This window comes from Streptomyces sp. NPDC048643, from assembly GCF_040650615.1.
In the GTDB taxonomy this organism is placed as follows: Bacteria; Actinomycetota; Actinomycetes; order Streptomycetales; family Streptomycetaceae; genus Streptomyces.
The window spans coordinates 384,752-400,863 of sequence record NZ_JBEZHO010000001.1 but is presented as its reverse complement, the minus strand read 5'-3'; the positions used below and the strand labels follow the sequence as shown (position 1 = coordinate 400,863).

Below are 16,112 nucleotides of genomic sequence, written 5' to 3'. Positions count from 1 at the left end.
GGGAAGTTGTCCAGATCGTGTCCACAGGGGAGTCTGTTGAAAGACCATCAGACCAGGTCAACCGCCTGTGGATTCGTGGACAATAATTCTCCACAGGCTGTGGACAAAGAAAAGATCCACAGGGTGTGCATCGAGTTGTCCACTGGCGGCCCACAGACAGGAGCCCGTTGTCCCCAGCGATCTCCAGCTTCTCCACACCTCTGTCCACTGTTCGGCAACGCGACGCGCGATCTCACCGGGTCGAGTGAAAGGCGTCACACCAAGGTGCCGGATTGGCCTGTGGGGAACGGGGGTAAAGCTGGGGACGGTGCTGGGGAGAAGTGGCCCCAGGCTGTGCATCGAGTGTGCAGAACTTTTCGCCGTCCACAGAGAAGCCTGGTTGTCCACCGTCTCCGCCCACAGGGTCAGTGGACAAAAAACCGCCTCTGAGCTGCGAAAACGGGGTTATCCACGGTTTCCACAGGCCCTACTACTAAGACCAACTAGAGAGAGCCTGAGAAACGTTTCGAAGACGGGGCTGTGCACAACTCGCTCCCGGCGGCTCGACTGCCGCTCGGCACGACTTGACCCCGAGGGGCACCGACTGTCAGCGCGGTGCGTCAGACTGGTCCCCGGTGTCCTTCCCCTCACAGGACCGAACGACACCGAGTCAGACGACGAAGGCCAGCAGGGCGAGAGCGCCGGCAACAGACGGAGGCGGCAACGGTGAAGATCCGGGTGGAACGCGACGTACTCGCGGAGGCAGTGGCCTGGGCGGCACGCAGCCTCCCGGCCCGTCCGCCGGCTCCTGTGCTCGCCGGCCTCCTTCTGAGGGCCGAGGAGGGCGCCCTGAGCCTCTCCAGCTTCGACTACGAGGTCTCGGCGCGGGTCTCCGTGGACGCGGAGATCGACGAGGAGGGCACGGTCCTCGTGTCCGGCCGTCTCCTCGCCGACATCTGCCGCGCCCTCCCCAACCGGCCGGTGGAGATTTCCACAGACGGTGTACGGGCGACCGTGGTCTGCGGCTCCTCCCGCTTCACCCTCCACACCCTGCCGGTGGAGGAGTACCCGGCGCTGCCGCAGATGCCGTCGGCGACCGGCACCGTCCCCGGTGAGGTCTTCGCCTCCGCCGCCGCCCAGGTGGCCATCGCCGCCGGACGCGACGACACGCTCCCCGTCCTCACCGGTGTGCGGATCGAGATCGAGGGCGACACCGTCACCCTGGCCTCCACCGACCGCTACCGCTTCGCGGTCCGCGAGTTCCTGTGGAAGCCGGAGAACCCCGAGGCGTCCGCGGTGGCCCTGGTGCCCGCCAAGACGCTCCTGGACACCGCCAAGGCCCTCACGAGCGGCGACAGCGTCATCCTGGCGCTCTCCGGCTCCGGCGCGGGCGAGGGCCTCATCGGCTTCGAGGGCGCCGGCCGGCGTACGACCACCCGTCTGCTCGAAGGCGACCTCCCGAAGTACCGCTCGCTGTTCCCGACCGAGTTCAACTCGATCGCCGTCATCGAGACCGCCCCCTTCGTGGAGGCCGTCAAGCGTGTGGCCCTCGTCGCCGAGCGGAACACCCCGGTGCGGCTGAGCTTCGAGCAGGGCGTGCTGATCCTCGAGGCCGGTTCCAGCGACGACGCACAGGCTGTGGAAAGGGTCGACGCGCAGCTTGAGGGCGACGACGTCTCGATCGCCTTCAACCCGACGTTCCTGCTCGACGGCCTGAGCGCCATCGACTCGCCGGTGGCCCAGCTGTCCTTCACGACGTCCACGAAGCCGGCGCTGCTGAGCGGCAGGCCCGCCCTGGACGCCGAGGCCGACGAGGCCTACAAGTACCTGATCATGCCGGTCCGCCTCTCCGGCTGACGTCCGGAGCCCGCCGGTCCTGAGGGGCCGGCGGGACGCACCGCGGACGGAGTACACGTCTGAGCGGCTATGCCCCCAGATGCGCATGTGTTCCCCCGGTGCCCGAAAGGCGTGGGTGGTACCCCCCGGTCTAGGCTCGGACCCAGGTACGAGAGTGCCCTCATGCCACGTCGCAACCCTAAGGAACAACTGATGGAGCTCGGTCTCGTCGGCCTCGGCAAGATGGGCGGCAACATGCGCGAGCGGATCCGCCGCGCAGGCCACACCGTCATCGGATACGACCGCAACCCGGACCTCGCCGACGTCCACAGCCTGGAAGAACTCGTGGGCAGGCTCAAGGGCCCCCGCGTGGTGTGGGTCATGGTCCCGGCCGGTGCCGCGACCCAGGCCACCATCGACGAGCTGGCCGCCCTGCTGGAGCCCGGCGATGTCGTGGTGGACGGCGGCAACTCCCGCTGGACGGACGACGAGAAGCACGCCGTCGAGCTGGGCATCAAGGGCATCGGCTTCGTCGACTGCGGCGTCTCCGGCGGCGTCTGGGGCCTGGAGAACGGCTACGCACTGATGTACGGCGGCACCCCCGAGAACGTCGAGAAGGTGCAGCCGATCTTCGACGCTCTCAAGCCGGAGGGCGACTTCGGTTCGGTGCACGCGGGCAAGGTCGGCGCGGGCCACTTCGCGAAGATGGTTCACAACGGCATCGAGTACGCCATGATGCAGGCCTACGCCGAGGGCTGGGAGCTGCTGGAGAAGGTCGACTCCGTCACGGACGTCCGCGAGGTCTTCCGCTCCTGGCAGGAGGGCACCGTCATCCGCTCCTGGCTGCTCGACCTCGCTGTCAACGCGCTGGACGAGGACGAGCACCTCGACAAGCTCAGGGGTTTCGCACAGGACTCCGGCGAGGGTCGGTGGACGGTGGAGGCCGCCATCGACAACGCGGTGCCGCTCCCCGCGATCACCGCGTCGCTCTTCGCCCGCTTCGCCTCGCGACAGGACGACTCTCCGCAGATGAAGATGATCGCGGCCCTGCGCAACCAGTTCGGCGGCCACGCCGTCGAGAAGGCCTGATCGACGCCCCGGGTTCTCCACACCCGGGGTGACCCGGTTGTCCACAGCCGGGGAAGAACCTGGGGACCGGGGCGACCCGGACCCCGGGCAGAACCCGAAACACCACGCTGGGGGAGGTCGGCGAACGACCATGCACGTCACGCATCTGTCGCTGGCCGACTTCCGCTCGTACGCCCGGGTCGAGGTTCCGCTCGACCCGGGCGTCACCGCGTTCGTCGGCCCCAACGGGCAGGGCAAGACGAACCTGGTCGAGGCCGTCGGCTACCTCGCCTCCCTCGGCAGCCACCGCGTCTCCTCCGACGCGCCGCTGGTCCGCCTGGGCGCCGAGCGGGCGATCATCCGGGCCAACGTCCGCCAGGGAGAGCGCCAGCAGCTCATCGAACTGGAACTGAACCCGGGCAAGGCCAATCGCGCCCGTATCAACAGGTCCTCGCAGGTCAGGCCCCGTGACGTGCTCGGCATCGTGCGTACCGTGCTGTTCGCGCCCGAGGACCTCGCCCTGGTCAAGGGCGACCCGGGTGAGCGGCGCCGCTTCCTCGACGAGCTGATCACCGCGCGCTCCCCGCGCATGGCGGGCGTCCGCTCCGACTACGACCGCGTCCTCAAGCAGCGCAACACCCTTCTGAAGTCGGCCGCGCTGGCCCGTCGGCACGGCGGCCGCACCATGGATCTGTCCACCCTCGACGTGTGGGACCAGCACCTCGCGCGCGTGGGCGCCGAACTGCTTGCCCAGCGCCTCGACCTGGTAGCCGCCGTCCAGCCACTGGCCGACAAGGCCTACGAACAGCTGGCCCCCGGCGGCGGCCCCGTCGCCCTGGAGTACAAGGCCTCCTCGCCCGGCATCGTGGGCCACGGACGCGAGGAGCTCTTCGCGCAGTTGATCGCGGCCCTGGAGGAGTCCCGCAAGTCCGAGATCGAGCGTGGCGTGACCCTCGTGGGCCCCCACCGCGACGACCTCGTGCTCAAGCTCGGACAGTTGCCGGCCAAGGGATACGCCTCCCACGGCGAGTCATGGTCCTACGCGCTGGCACTGCGCCTGGCCTCGTACGACCTGCTCCGCGCCGAGGGCAACGAACCGGTACTGGTCCTCGACGACGTGTTCGCCGAGCTGGACAGCCGCAGGCGCGAGCGGCTCGCGGAACTCGTCGCCCCGGGCGAGCAGGTACTGGTGACGGCCGCCGTGGACGACGACGTGCCGGGGGTCCTGAGCGGGACGCGGTACGTCGTGTCCGAGGGCACGGTGGAGCGCGTATGACGGAAAACACACCGGCAGCGGGTGCCGAGGGCGCGTCCGGGGACGGCGCCCCCAAGAAGACCCCCGAACCGTCCGGCGTCGACCTCGCGCGCGTGGCGCTGCGCGCCGCGAAAGAGCAGGCACGCGCGCGTGGGGACGCGGCCCAGCAGAAGAAGCAGGCCCGCCGCGGCGGCGGCCTGCGCTCCGGTTCCGGCGCCGACGGGCGTGACCCCATGGCGCTGGGCGCCGCCATCAACCGGCTGCTCACCGAACGCGGCTGGGAGACCCCGGCCGCGGTGGGCGGCGTGATGGGGCGCTGGCCGCAGATCGTCGGCGAGGACCTGGCCAAGCACTGTGTCCCGCTGCGCTACGACGAGGACCCGGCCGAGCGGGTCCTGACCGTGCAGTGCGACTCGACCGCCTGGGCGACCCAGCTGCGCCTGCTGGCCCCTCAGCTCGTCGCGCGGCTCAACCAGGACCTCGGCCAAGGCGCCGTCCGCCTGATCAAGGTCCTGGGCCCCAACGGCCCCGCCCGCCGCTACGGGCCCCTGCGGGCTCCCGGCAGCAAGGGTCCCGGCGACACCTACGGATGACCTCCGCGCGGTGATCGTCCGGGCCCCGGAGATCAACCGCGGCTCGCTCGGGTCCACGCCGGTTCACCCCGTGCCCCTTTCATCACCTCCCTTCACGGGCGTCGCGCGCCCTCTCCGGACCGGCCTGGCCCTGGGCCCGCGGCGACCGAACGTGCGGACCTCTTCCCCTCCTACTCCACCGTGCCACCCGTTATCCCTGTTCAGAGGCGTGCCGGGCGCTTCCCCGCAGCTGTTTCGCGTACCTCGTACGCCTGATCGCGGGGTGCTCCGGAGGGCTGTCGAGGGCAACCGGATGCGGTTGCGAAGACCGACCTGACTTGCCAGTAGCCAAGGGTTGACACCCGGAAGCGCTGAGTGCCGCTGTGAGCCTCTTTGGGCCCGGGTCCGCATATGGGGAGTCGGGCGAGACCGGTTCAGGGCGGCACATGCGGACTCAGGTACCGGCAAACCCCCATCACTGTCGGCGCTACCGGTAGACTGAGGGCTAATCCCGCCCCACTTGTGGGACGCACCGAGCAACGCTGACTAAGGCTTACCAACGCAACACGCCGCAGCCGCTCCGGCCACCCGCCGGGAGTTCGGCTTGTGCTGTGCCAGAAAGGGCGCTTCGTGGCCGATTCCGGCAACCCCAACGAGAACATCCCGTCCATCGACGCCGGCGCGAACGGCGAGGTCACCGCCTCGTACGACGCCAGCGCCATCACCGTCCTCGAGGGTCTGGACGCGGTCCGCAAGCGACCCGGCATGTACATCGGCTCGACCGGTGAGCGCGGGCTCCACCACCTCGTGTACGAGGTCGTGGACAACTCGGTCGACGAGGCGCTGGCCGGCCACGCCGACACGATCGACATCACGATCCTCCCGGACGGCGGCGTCCGCGTCATCGACAACGGCCGAGGCATCCCGGTCGGCATCGTCGCCTCCGAGGGCAAGCCTGCCCTCGAGGTCGTGCTGACCGTCCTGCACGCGGGCGGCAAGTTCGGCGGCGGCGGCTACGCGGTCTCCGGTGGTCTGCACGGCGTGGGCGTCTCCGTCGTGAACGCCCTGTCGAGCAAGGTCTCCGTCGAGGTCAAGACGGACGGCCACCGCCACACGCAGGAATACAAGATGGGCGTCCCCACCGCCCCGCTGGTCCAGCACGAGGCCACCGAGGAGACGGGCACGTCGGTCACCTTCTGGGCCGACGCGGACATCTTCGAGACCACGGAGTACTCCTTCGAGACGCTCTCGCGGCGCTTCCAGGAGATGGCGTTCCTCAACAAGGGCCTGACGATCAAGCTCACGGACGAGCGTGAGTCGGCGAAGGCCACGGCGGGCGCGGACGAGGCGGGTGCGGACGAGAAGGACGAGGTCAAGACCGTCACGTACCACTACGAAGGCGGCATCGTCGACTTCGTGAAGTACCTCAACTCCCGCAAGGGGGAAGTGGTGCACCCCACCGTCATCGACCTCGAGGCGGAGGACAAGGACAAGAGCCTGTCCCTCGAAGTCGCGATGCAGTGGAACAGCGGATACAGCGAGGGCGTGTACTCCTTCGCCAACATCATCCACACGCACGAGGGCGGTACGCACGAGGAGGGCTTCCGTGCGGCGCTGACCTCGCTCATCAACAAGTATGCGCGCGACAAGAAGCTGCTTCGCGAGAAGGACGACAACCTCACGGGTGACGACATCCGCGAGGGTCTGACCGCGATCATCTCCGTCAAGCTGAGCGAGCCGCAGTTCGAGGGCCAGACGAAGACCAAGCTGGGCAACACGGAGGCGAAGACCTTCGTCCAGCGCGCGGTCTACGAACACCTCAACGACTGGTTGGACCGCAACCCGAACGAGGCCGCGGACATCATCCGCAAGTCCATCCAGGCGGCCACCGCGCGCGTGGCGGCCCGCAAGGCGCGCGACCTCACCCGCCGCAAGGGCCTGCTGGAGTCGGCGTCCCTGCCGGGCAAGCTGTCCGACTGCCAGTCGAACGACCCCACCAAGTGCGAGATCTTCATCGTCGAGGGTGACTCCGCCGGCGGCTCGGCCAAGTCCGGCCGTAACCCCCAGTACCAGGCGATCCTCCCGATCCGAGGAAAGATCCTCAACGTCGAGAAGGCGCGGATCGACAAGATCCTGCAGAACCAGGAGATCCAGGCACTGATCTCCGCCTTCGGCACCGGAGTCCACGAGGACTTCGACATCGCGAAGCTCCGCTATCACAAGATCATCCTGATGGCGGACGCCGACGTCGACGGCCAGCACATCAACACCCTGCTGCTGACCTTCCTGTTCCGCTTCATGCGGCCGCTGGTCGAGGCCGGGCACGTGTTCCTGTCGCGCCCGCCGCTCTACAAGATCAAGTGGGGCCGGGACGACTTCGAGTACGCCTACTCGGACCGGGAGCGCGACGCGCTGATCGAGCTGGGCCGCCAGGCCGGCAAGCGTGTCCGTGAGGACTCGATCCAGCGATTCAAGGGTCTCGGTGAGATGAACGCCGAGGAACTGCGCATCACGACCATGGACCAGGAGCACCGCGTCCTCGGCCAGGTCACGCTCGACGACGCCGCCCAGGCCGACGACCTGTTCTCGGTCCTCATGGGCGAGGACGTCGAGGCGCGCCGCGCGTTCATCCAGCGCAATGCCAAGGACGTCCGCTTCCTCGACATCTGAGTCGGTCTCAGCTGACCGCGTCAGAAAGGATCTTCACCAGCAATGACCGACGAGAACACTCCGAGCACCCCCGAAGAGGGCGAGATCGCCCTGCGCATCGAGCCCGTCGGGCTCGAGACCGAGATGCAGCGCTCGTATCTCGACTACGCGATGTCCGTCATCGTGTCGCGCGCGCTGCCCGACGTGCGGGACGGTCTCAAGCCCGTCCACCGGCGCGTCCTGTACGCCATGTACGACGGCGGCTACCGGCCCGAGAAGGGCTTCTACAAGTGCGCCCGCGTCGTCGGCGACGTCATGGGCACCTACCACCCGCACGGTGACTCCTCGATCTACGACGCGCTGGTCCGCCTCGCGCAGCCGTGGTCGATGCGGATGCCGCTGGTGGACTCCAACGGCAACTTCGGCTCTCCCGGCAACGACCCGGCCGCCGCCATGCGGTACACCGAGTGCAAGCTGAAGCCGCTGTCCATGGAGATGGTCCGCGACATCGACGAGGAGACCGTCGATTTCACGGACAACTACGACGGCCGCAACCAGGAGCCGACGGTCCTGCCGGCCCGCTTCCCGAACCTGCTGATCAACGGCTCGGCGGGCATCGCGGTCGGTATGGCCACCAACATCCCGCCGCACAACCTGCGCGAGGTCGCGTCCGGCGCCCAGTGGTACCTGGAGAACCCCGAGGCCTCCCACGAGGAGCTCCTGGACGCCCTGATCGAGCGCATCAAGGGCCCCGACTTCCCGAGCGGCGCCCTGGTCGTGGGCCGCAAGGGCATCGAGGAGGCGTACCGCACGGGCCGTGGCTCCATCACGATGCGCGCGGTCGTCGACGTCGAGGAGATCCAGAACCGCCAGTGCCTGGTGGTCACCGAACTCCCCTACCAGACCAACCCCGACAACCTCGCGCAGAAGATCGCTGACCTGGTCAAGGACGGCAAGGTCGGCGGTATCGCGGACGTCCGGGACGAGACCAGTTCCCGTACCGGCCAGCGCCTCGTGATCGTGCTCAAGAGGGACGCGGTCGCCAAGGTCGTCCTGAACAACCTCTACAAGCACACCGACCTGCAGACGAACTTCGGCGCGAACATGCTGGCGCTCGTCGACGGTGTGCCGCGCACCCTCTCCCTGGACGCGTTCATCCGTCACTGGGTGACGCACCAGATCGAGGTCATCGTCCGCCGGACGAAGTTCCGGCTGCGCAAGGCCGAGGAGCGCGCGCACATCCTGCGTGGCCTCCTGAAGGCCCTGGACGCCATCGACGAGGTCATCGCCCTCATTCGGCGCAGTGACACCGTGGAGATCGCGCGAGAGGGCCTGATGGGCCTCCTGGAGATCGACGAGATCCAGGCGAACGCGATCCTCGAGATGCAGCTCCGCCGGCTCGCCGCCCTGGAGCGCCAGAAGATCATCTCGGAGCACGACGAGCTCCAGGCCAAGATCCGCGAGTACAACGAGATCCTCGCCTCGCCCGAGCGCCAGCGCGGCATCATCAGCGAGGAGCTCGCCGCGATCGTCGAGAAGTTCGGCGACGACCGCCGCTCCAAGCTGGTGCCGTTCGACGGTGACATGTCCATCGAGGACCTGATCGCCGAAGAGGACATCGTCGTCACCATCACGCGCGGTGGCTACATCAAGCGGACGAAGACCGAGGACTACCGCTCGCAGAAGCGCGGCGGCAAGGGAGTCCGCGGCGCGAAGCTGAAGCAGGACGACATCGTCGACCACTTCTTCGTGTCGACGACGCACCACTGGCTGCTGTTCTTCACCAACAAGGGCCGCGTCTACCGCGCCAAGGCGTACGAACTTCCGGACGCCGGCCGGGACGCGCGCGGGCAGCACGTCGCCAACCTGCTGGCCTTCCAGCCGGACGAGGCGATCGCCGAGATCCTCGCCATCCGTGACTACGAGGCGGCGCCCTACCTGGTGCTGGCCACCAAGGGCGGACTGGTCAAGAAGACACCTCTCAAGGATTACGATTCGCCCCGTTCCGGCGGTGTCATCGCGATCAACCTCCGCGAGACGGAGGACGGTTCCGACGACGAACTGATCGGAGCCGAACTCGTCTCGGCCGAAGACGATCTGCTGCTGATCAGCAGGAAGGCCCAGTCGATCAGGTTCACCGCTACGGACGACGCTCTGCGACCGATGGGCCGTGCGACCTCGGGCGTCAAGGGAATGAGTTTCCGCGAGAGCGACCAGCTTCTCTCGATGAATGTTGTTCGACCCGGTACGTTCGTGTTCACTGCCACAGACGGTGGGTACGCGAAGCGGACCAACGTCGACGAGTACCGCGTCCAGGGTCGCGGTGGCCTGGGTATCAAGGCCGCCAAGATCGTCGAGGACCGCGGTTCTCTCGTCGGTGCGCTGGTGGTCGAGGAGACCGACGAGATCCTCGCCATCACGCTGTCCGGCGGTGTGATTCGTACGCGAGTCAACGAGGTCAGGGAGACGGGCCGTGACACCATGGGCGTCCAACTGATCAACCTGGGCAAGCGCGATGCCGTGGTCGGTATCGCTCGTAACGCCGAGGCCGGTCGTGAGGCGGAGGAGGTCGACGGCGGAGACGCTGTCGACGACGTCGCCGAGGGCGTCGAGGCCGTCGGTACGGAAGAGGGCGATCCGTCCTCGGCCGAGTAGCGCGAGGAGTGAGTTCATCGTGAGCGGAGCCACGGGCGCCGGATCGACCGGTACGGAAACGGACGGCGGCCGTGGCCCCGCCATGGATGAGGACGACTCCCATGACTCTCATGGATCCCAGGGGGGAACTGTGACGGACACCCGAGGCCAGCAGGCCCAGCAGTACGCGGGCGGGCAGGCGGCCCCGGCCGGGGCGACCTCGGCGCCGAGCGCGCCGGCGGCGGGACCGGCACTGCCGGGCTCACCGCTGCCGGGCGAGCGGAACGGGCAGCAGCCCGCCCAGCCGTATCACCCGCCGCAGGCGTACCCGGCTCAGGCGCCTTCGGGCGCCGTCCGCCGACCGCGCACCGGCGCGCGCACCACACCGCGCACCCGCAAGGCACGACTGCGGGTGGCCAAGGCCGACCCGTGGTCGGTGATGAAGGTCAGCTTCCTGCTCTCCATCGCGCTCGGCATCTGCACGATCGTGGCGGCCGCGGTGCTGTGGATGGTCATGGACGCCATGGGCGTCTTCTCGACCGTCGGTGGCACGATCTCCGAGGCGACGGGCTCGAACGAGTCGAACGGCTTCGACCTTCAGTCGTTCCTCTCGCTCCCGCACGTCCTGATGTTCACGTCCGTCATCGCGGTCATCGACGTCGTCCTCGCGACGGCTCTCGCGACCCTCGGCGCGTTCATCTACAACCTCTCCGCCGGCTTCGTCGGCGGTGTCGAGCTGACCCTCGCGGAGGACGAGTGAGGGCCCGCTCAAACGCCCTCTGACTATCGATTTTGGGACTGGCCGCGTCGTGCGCTAATCTTCAGAGGTCAGCGCGCGGGACACACACCGCAAAGCGCGGCGGGGCTATAGCTCAGTTGGTTAGAGCGCATCCCTGATAAGGATGAGGCCACAGGTTCAAATCCTGTTAGCCCCACAGCATCAAGACCCCCAACCGGTTCCGGTTGGGGGTCTTTGCGTTGCGCGTCCGCGGGGTTGTGCGGGGTGTGGCGGGCTTCACGAGGGCGGGGGCCTGGATGCGTCACAGAGGCCGCCACAGATGTCCCCGCGCAGCCAGGAGTCGTTCCGGCGGGATGCCTCCGCGGTGGGCGACGGGCTCCCGAGAGGTGCGGCGGTGGCATGCCCCTCTGTCGGGGCGATGGGGCGCGGTCTGTGCGGTGGTGGGGCACCTGGCGCTGCCGTGGCGGGGACGGCTGCCGCACGGCGGGGTCAGGTGTGCTCCGTTGGCCGGCCACGGGGTGGGACGTCGAAGGCCCGGCAACTCGTCCGAGTCGCCGGGCCTTTGCCCTGGGTGCTTTGTACGCAAGTTCGCCGCTACGTCAGGGGGTCTGTGGGGGCTGTGCAAGGTGAGGCTGGGAGAAAGAAAAGAGGGGTCGAGAAAGCGAGTTGTGGCAGGGGGTGTTGATAAAGGGTGGTGCCGAAGGAGCAGCAGTACGGAGGAGTACGTGAGGCGGGATGCGGTGGGGCGCCATGGTCGAGGAAGGGCCAGGGGCGAAGCTCACGTGGGGACGGTGTCCCGTAGGTGGTTCTGTCCTTGGTTCCCGCACTCGGTTCTCGGACCGGCTCTCGTACGGCGTCGTGCTCCGTACGGTGTTCTCCCCGTGGTTCCTCTCGCGCTGGTCAACGCTGGAGGGGCACCGGAGCCCTGAGGGGCGCGATCGCGGCCGTGTCGGTCGCCGCGAGGGCCGCGGGGTCGGAGCAGGCGGCGGTGCGATCGGCCAGTCCTTCCGCCTCGGTCAGGCCTTCAACTTCGGTCAGACCCTCCGCCTCGGTGAGGGCGGCGGTGTCCGTCGCGTCCTCCTCGGCCGGCGCGCGGTGGCGGCAGCTCGGCGAGGAGCCGTGGGCCTCGGCGCGGATCCGTTGCTTCATCGTCGGGGGGAGTGCCCGGCTGAAGGACAGGGTCCAGGGGGAGAGCGCCGGGGCCGTCACAGCGGCCTCGGTGTTGCGGGCCACGGGGGCCTGCGGTACGGCGGCGGCCGCGGTGGTCGTGATGAGTCCGAGCGTCGTGCACAGAGCCAGGAACGCGGTGACGATCGCGGTCCACAGCTTCATGACCTTGTTCTGGGTCATGGCCCCTCACTTTCGGGTCAGGCGATTTGCGTACTTTCCTCATGATGTGTATGCGGACCGCGAAGTGGTGGACCGACGCCCGTGGCGCGTCGATGTTCAGATGAACACCACCCGGATGGCCGCAAGAGACCGGGAAAGTCCCCAGATGCCACTGAAAGTCACTTTCTGTGACATGTGATCACCCTCAGATCGGGGTGGTGAAGTCCGGTCCTACTGCTGTTCTCAGGGCCGGAGTTGAGGGCTGAACCAGGTCACCGATCGGTATCGGTCGGTGTGTATAGTCGGGCGCCAGAAGTCCCCTACGTCAACGAAAGACGAGGTCGCGCGGTGAAGAAGCTTCTCCTGGTCACACTGGCCGCCATCGGCGGGCTCCTCGTGTACCGCCAGATCCAGGCGGATCGCGCCGAGCAGGATCTGTGGACGGAGGCGACCGACTCCGTGCCTACGGGTTCGTGAGTACCGACAACAGTCTCAGAGCAGACCCCGGCCGCCCTGGCGGTCGGGGTTTTGTGTTGTCCGGGCCCTCTCCGGTTGACGAAGGCGAGCGGACGGGGTTCCGGGGCGGCAGCTGACCGTCGTACGGCCGTTCCCTTTCGGCCGCTCCCCGGGATAGCCCGGGTGCTGCCGTGGCCGAGGGGGCAGGATGGGGCCACGCCAGGGGGCTACGACGAGGGGTGGCGCGTGATGGGGGTGCGCACGGAGAGCCGGCGTGCGAGAACGTGGCACGGCAGGGCCTTCACGGTCGCGGCGGCGGCGACGCTCTGCGGGGCACTGACTCCCGCAGGCTGGGCCGCGGACGGGACGCCGGGCCCGTACTCCTTCGCCGAGGACGCCACCACCGTCCGGGGCGCCGAGGGCACCACCGACTCGGCACGGCTTGAGGCGGGCCACACGTACAAGAGCTCCATCGGGCCCTCCGGCCGGGGTGGGAGGCTCTACTACCGTCTCGAACTCGACGCCGCCTCCACCGCGTACGTCTCCGCAACGGCCGTCCCCCGGCCCGGCGCGGGCGTCTCCTACGCGGACGGTCTCAAGGTCTCCCTGCAGGACGGCAACGGCCGCAACTGCTCCCCCTCCGGCAGTGCCCACTTCGGCGCCACCCAGAGTCCGCACCCCATCGCGGCCTGGGCGGCACGGGAAACGGGCGGCAAGCAGTACGCCTGCCAGACGGCCGGGACGTACTACGTGGTCGTCGAGCGCAGTGGAGCGGGCACTTCGAAGGAATCTCCGGGGGCCACGTCGGGAGGCTCGGCTGATCCGAAGGGCTCGGCGTCGCGGGCGTGGGACCTGGAGATCGGCTACGTGTCGGAGCCGGGTCTGAAGGAGGCGCGCTCCACAACCGCGCCGGAAGCCTGGGACTCCGCGACTCCTGAAGCTCTCGCGGGCGCGGCGCGGCACCGCGAAGGTGGAGCAGGGTTCAGCACCGCGACCACCCTGGGACAGGGCGTCTGGCGGGACGGCATCAGCCCGGGAGAGACCCGCTTCTACAAGGTCCCGGTCGACTGGGGGCAGCAGTTCTACGCCACCGCCGACCTGGGCAGTTCGAGCGGTGGCGACGGCTACGTCGGCACTGCCCTGGCCGTGTCGCTCTACAACCCGGTCCGCGGCTTCGTCGACGCTGTCGGCTCCGGATACGACGGCAGGCAGCGGTCCGCCGCGCTCGCTCCCGTTCCTCCGGTCGCCTACGAGAACCGCTACGCGCTCAGCGACCGCGTGAGCGGTATGCGGTTCGCCGGCTCCTACTACCTCGTGGTCCATCTTGCCGCGCAGGTCGCCGACCGGTTCGGCGACGGCCCGCTCGGGCTGACCCTGCGGGTCCGTGTGACCGGAGCGGCACGCTCAGGGCCTGCCTACGCGGGGCGCGCCCTGCCACGGGACGTGTTCGACGTCGCAGCGGGCGACAGCGGCACAGCGGGCGGTCCGACGGGCACGGGGAACGGCGACGGCCGAAGCACCACGATGAAACTGCTCGCCGTGGGCGGCATCGGTCTGGGAAGCCTGCTGGTGCTGACGCTGGGAGCGTGGACCGTGGCCGCACGACGGCGGCGGCCGATACGGGCTCCCTGGCCCGCATCGGAGGAGGCGGACACCGTTCCGGGTCCCCTGCCCGCACCGGATCCCGCGCCCTGGGACCACGGCGCACCACGGAGCTGGTGACGCCCTCCTCAGAGGGCGCGGCGGGGCCGGTGCCACGGTCTTTCGGATCTCGGCCGGTTCTCAGATCTGGGTCAGTGCCCAGAACCCCACCGCGAAACAGGCCAGCGCCAGCACCAGCATCGGGATCGCGATCTTCGCCGGCGGTCCCGGGCGCGGTCGTGCCCGCTTTCCCCGGTGCCCAGGAGTCGCCGCTGCTGGAGGTGCGACCTGCTGAGGCGGAACCTGGGCGGATCGAGCGGTGTAAGAAGCAGTAGGGGTGTACGCGTGCTGCTGCATCGCTGTGGCCGGAGGCTCGGGCCGGTGGGGGAACGGCGCGTGCGGAGTCGGAGTCGGGGTGGGCTCCGACTCCGGGAGACCAGGGGGAACGAGCGCCGAAGGCGGTGAGAGGGGCGGGAGCGGGACCGAGGTGGGGGGAGTGGGCGTTTCTGCCTCGCTCCCGACCTGATGGGTAGGGGACTGCCGGGGTGCGTGCGTAGGTTCGGTCTGAGGCCGCGGCAGGGGCTGGGGGGTTGCCCGCTGTTGTGGCGAGGAGTCGGATGCGACGGCGGGCCTCGGCGGCGGCAGGAGGAAGCTGCCGGTGTCCGACATCGAGGAGCGGGGTGTGGGGGCGGGAATCGAGGGCGCCGCAGTGCCGGCGCCGGGCTCGGGAACGCCTCCGACATCGTCGGTGGCACCGTCGGAGGTGCCGTCCGTGGCGACTTCGGCTGGGGAGACCGGGTCTGCCTGGGACGCGGGGTCGGATCCGGTGCTAGTGCTGGCGTCGTCGCCGCTACCGGCATTCGACAGGGGGCCTGCATTGGCTCCCAGCAGCGAGCCCGTACCTGCGTGAGACAAAGAAGGAGCCCTGTCCGAAGCGCTGTCCGCGGTGCCGCCTGGGTTGTTGTCCGAGCCGGGGCCGAGATGCGCTGCCGTGCTGTCCGGGTGCCCGGGGGAGAACAGGGCCGCCGGATTCCCGCCCGAAGGCGTCGAAGCCGACCCTTTTCCGAGAGGTCCCTCCGGCCCGAATCCCATCGGCAGTGGACCGAGTTGGTCGAACACCTCGATGAGTTCGTCGTCGGGGCCGGGCTCCGGGAGCAGTTCGGCGGCTGCGGCGAGCGCCTTGCGCGCGCCGGTGGCGGTACGGAACCGGGCCTGTGGATCCGGCTGGAGGAGTGTCGCCACCACCTGCCACAGGGGCTCGGGTATGCCCCGGGGGGCGGGCGGTGTGCCGTGCTCGGCGAAGTACTCGATCAGCGCCTTGGCGTCCGGCTTGGCGCCTTCCAGGAGGTAGAGGGCGACCAGGCCCACGGCGAACAGGTCCGCGGGGAAGTCGGGCTCGGATCCGAGCATCTGCTCGGGGGCGAAGTAACCGGGCGTCCCCACCACGTAGTTGGTCTCCGTGAGCCGGGGCTCACCGAGCCGCATCGCGATGCCGAAGTCGGACAGCCGCAGCCGCGGCCGGCCGGTACCGGTGGCTTCGAGGAGCACGTTGGCGGGCTTGACGTCGCGGTGCACGACCCCTTCCGCGTGCACGGCCGCGAGGCCCGCGAGGAGTTGGTCGACCAGTGTGTGGACGAAGACCGGAGGCAGCGGCCCGTAGTCGTTGACCAGGTGCACCAGGGAGCCTCCGGCGACAAGGTCCATGGTGAACAGGACCTTGTCGTCGTCCGCCGCCCAGCTCGCGGGAGCCAGCACGTGCGGATGATCGATCCGCAGGGCCTGCTCCCGCACGAAGCGCAACAGGGCGTGCGCATCGCTCTGTTGGAGCACCTTGGCGGCGACATAGCGGCGTCGCCGGTGGTCCCAGGCGCGCCAGACGGCGCCGACTCCCCCGCGCCCGATCGGGTCGACCAGTTCGTACCGACCTGCGAAGACCTCACCCATGGTCGTGCGT

11 protein-coding genes and 1 tRNA gene are annotated in these 16,112 nt (G+C 68.9%); 10 read left to right on the top strand and 2 right to left on the bottom strand.

Features of this window, described 5'->3' with window-relative positions; all coding sequences use genetic code 11:
- Window positions 1–705 precede the first annotated feature (705 nt).
- The 8 genes from dnaN (at window position 706) to AB0C62_RS01720 (ending at window position 10,928) form a co-directional block, all read left to right on the top strand.
- Window positions 706–1,836, top strand: a complete 1,131-nt coding sequence (gene dnaN / locus AB0C62_RS01755) for a DNA polymerase III subunit beta (RefSeq protein WP_149512458.1) — start codon at window positions 706–708, stop codon at window positions 1,834–1,836.
- A 192-nt stretch (window positions 1,837–2,028) separates the two neighbouring features.
- Entirely contained in the window at window positions 2,029–2,904 is an 876-nt protein-coding gene (gene gnd, locus AB0C62_RS01750; protein WP_362969092.1) for a phosphogluconate dehydrogenase (NAD(+)-dependent, decarboxylating), read from the top strand.
- A gap of 130 nt (window positions 2,905–3,034) precedes the next feature.
- Window positions 3,035–4,159 (top strand): DNA replication/repair protein RecF, encoded by a 1,125-nt coding sequence (gene recF / locus AB0C62_RS01745; protein WP_362969091.1) that lies wholly within the window; start codon window positions 3,035–3,037, stop codon window positions 4,157–4,159.
- The gene (locus AB0C62_RS01740; protein ID WP_362969090.1) at window positions 4,156–4,731 is read left to right on the top strand and encodes a DciA family protein; all 576 of its coding nucleotides are present in this window, start codon (window positions 4,156–4,158) and stop codon (window positions 4,729–4,731) included. Before recF ends, AB0C62_RS01740 begins: the two co-directional genes overlap by 4 nt.
- A gap of 585 nt (window positions 4,732–5,316) precedes the next feature.
- Complete coding sequence (gene gyrB, locus AB0C62_RS01735; RefSeq protein WP_362969089.1) at window positions 5,317–7,380, top strand: DNA topoisomerase (ATP-hydrolyzing) subunit B; 2,064 nt, start codon at window positions 5,317–5,319, stop codon at window positions 7,378–7,380.
- A gap of 42 nt (window positions 7,381–7,422) precedes the next feature.
- Window positions 7,423–10,014 (top strand): DNA gyrase subunit A, encoded by a 2,592-nt coding sequence (gyrA, locus tag AB0C62_RS01730; protein WP_362969088.1) that lies wholly within the window; start codon window positions 7,423–7,425, stop codon window positions 10,012–10,014.
- A gap of 19 nt (window positions 10,015–10,033) precedes the next feature.
- Window positions 10,034–10,753, top strand: coding sequence for a DUF3566 domain-containing protein (locus AB0C62_RS01725; RefSeq protein ID WP_362969087.1), 720 nt, complete (start codon window positions 10,034–10,036; stop codon window positions 10,751–10,753).
- A gap of 101 nt (window positions 10,754–10,854) precedes the next feature.
- Window positions 10,855–10,928, top strand: a tRNA-Ile gene (locus AB0C62_RS01720).
- A 704-nt stretch (window positions 10,929–11,632) separates the two neighbouring features.
- On the opposite strand, the gene AB0C62_RS01715 is transcribed toward AB0C62_RS01720, so the two are convergent.
- The gene (locus AB0C62_RS01715) at window positions 11,633–12,082 is read right to left on the bottom strand and encodes a DUF6344 domain-containing protein (protein WP_362969086.1); all 450 of its coding nucleotides are present in this window, start codon (window positions 12,080–12,082) and stop codon (window positions 11,633–11,635) included.
- A 327-nt stretch (window positions 12,083–12,409) separates the two neighbouring features.
- On the opposite strand from AB0C62_RS01715, the gene AB0C62_RS01710 reads away from it, so the two are divergent.
- Complete coding sequence (locus tag AB0C62_RS01710) at window positions 12,410–12,538, top strand: DLW-39 family protein (protein ID WP_351638128.1); 129 nt, start codon at window positions 12,410–12,412, stop codon at window positions 12,536–12,538.
- Between the two features lie 228 nt (window positions 12,539–12,766).
- On the top strand, window positions 12,767–14,239 hold the full coding sequence (locus tag AB0C62_RS01705; RefSeq protein WP_362969085.1) for a hypothetical protein: 1,473 nt from the start codon (window positions 12,767–12,769) through the stop codon (window positions 14,237–14,239).
- A 60-nt stretch (window positions 14,240–14,299) separates the two neighbouring features.
- On the opposite strand, the gene AB0C62_RS01700 is transcribed toward AB0C62_RS01705, so the two are convergent.
- Entirely contained in the window at window positions 14,300–16,102 is a 1,803-nt protein-coding gene (locus AB0C62_RS01700; protein ID WP_362969122.1) for a protein kinase, read from the bottom strand.
- Window positions 16,103–16,112 lie beyond the last annotated feature (10 nt).

Coding starts and splice junctions, on each gene's coding strand:
- gnd (WP_362969092.1), top strand. CDS start 2,029: ATGGAGCTCGGTCTCGTCGGCCTCGGCAAGATGGGCGGCAACATGCGC.
- AB0C62_RS01700 (WP_362969122.1), bottom strand. CDS start 16,102: ATGGGTGAGGTCTTCGCAGGTCGGTACGAACTGGTCGACCCGATCGGG.
- AB0C62_RS01740 (WP_362969090.1), top strand. CDS start 4,156: ATGACGGAAAACACACCGGCAGCGGGTGCCGAGGGCGCGTCCGGGGAC.
- recF (WP_362969091.1), top strand. CDS start 3,035: ATGCACGTCACGCATCTGTCGCTGGCCGACTTCCGCTCGTACGCCCGG.
- gyrA (WP_362969088.1), top strand. CDS start 7,423: ATGACCGACGAGAACACTCCGAGCACCCCCGAAGAGGGCGAGATCGCC.
- AB0C62_RS01705 (WP_362969085.1), top strand. CDS start 12,767: ATGGGGGTGCGCACGGAGAGCCGGCGTGCGAGAACGTGGCACGGCAGG.
- AB0C62_RS01715 (WP_362969086.1), bottom strand. CDS start 12,082: ATGACCCAGAACAAGGTCATGAAGCTGTGGACCGCGATCGTCACCGCG.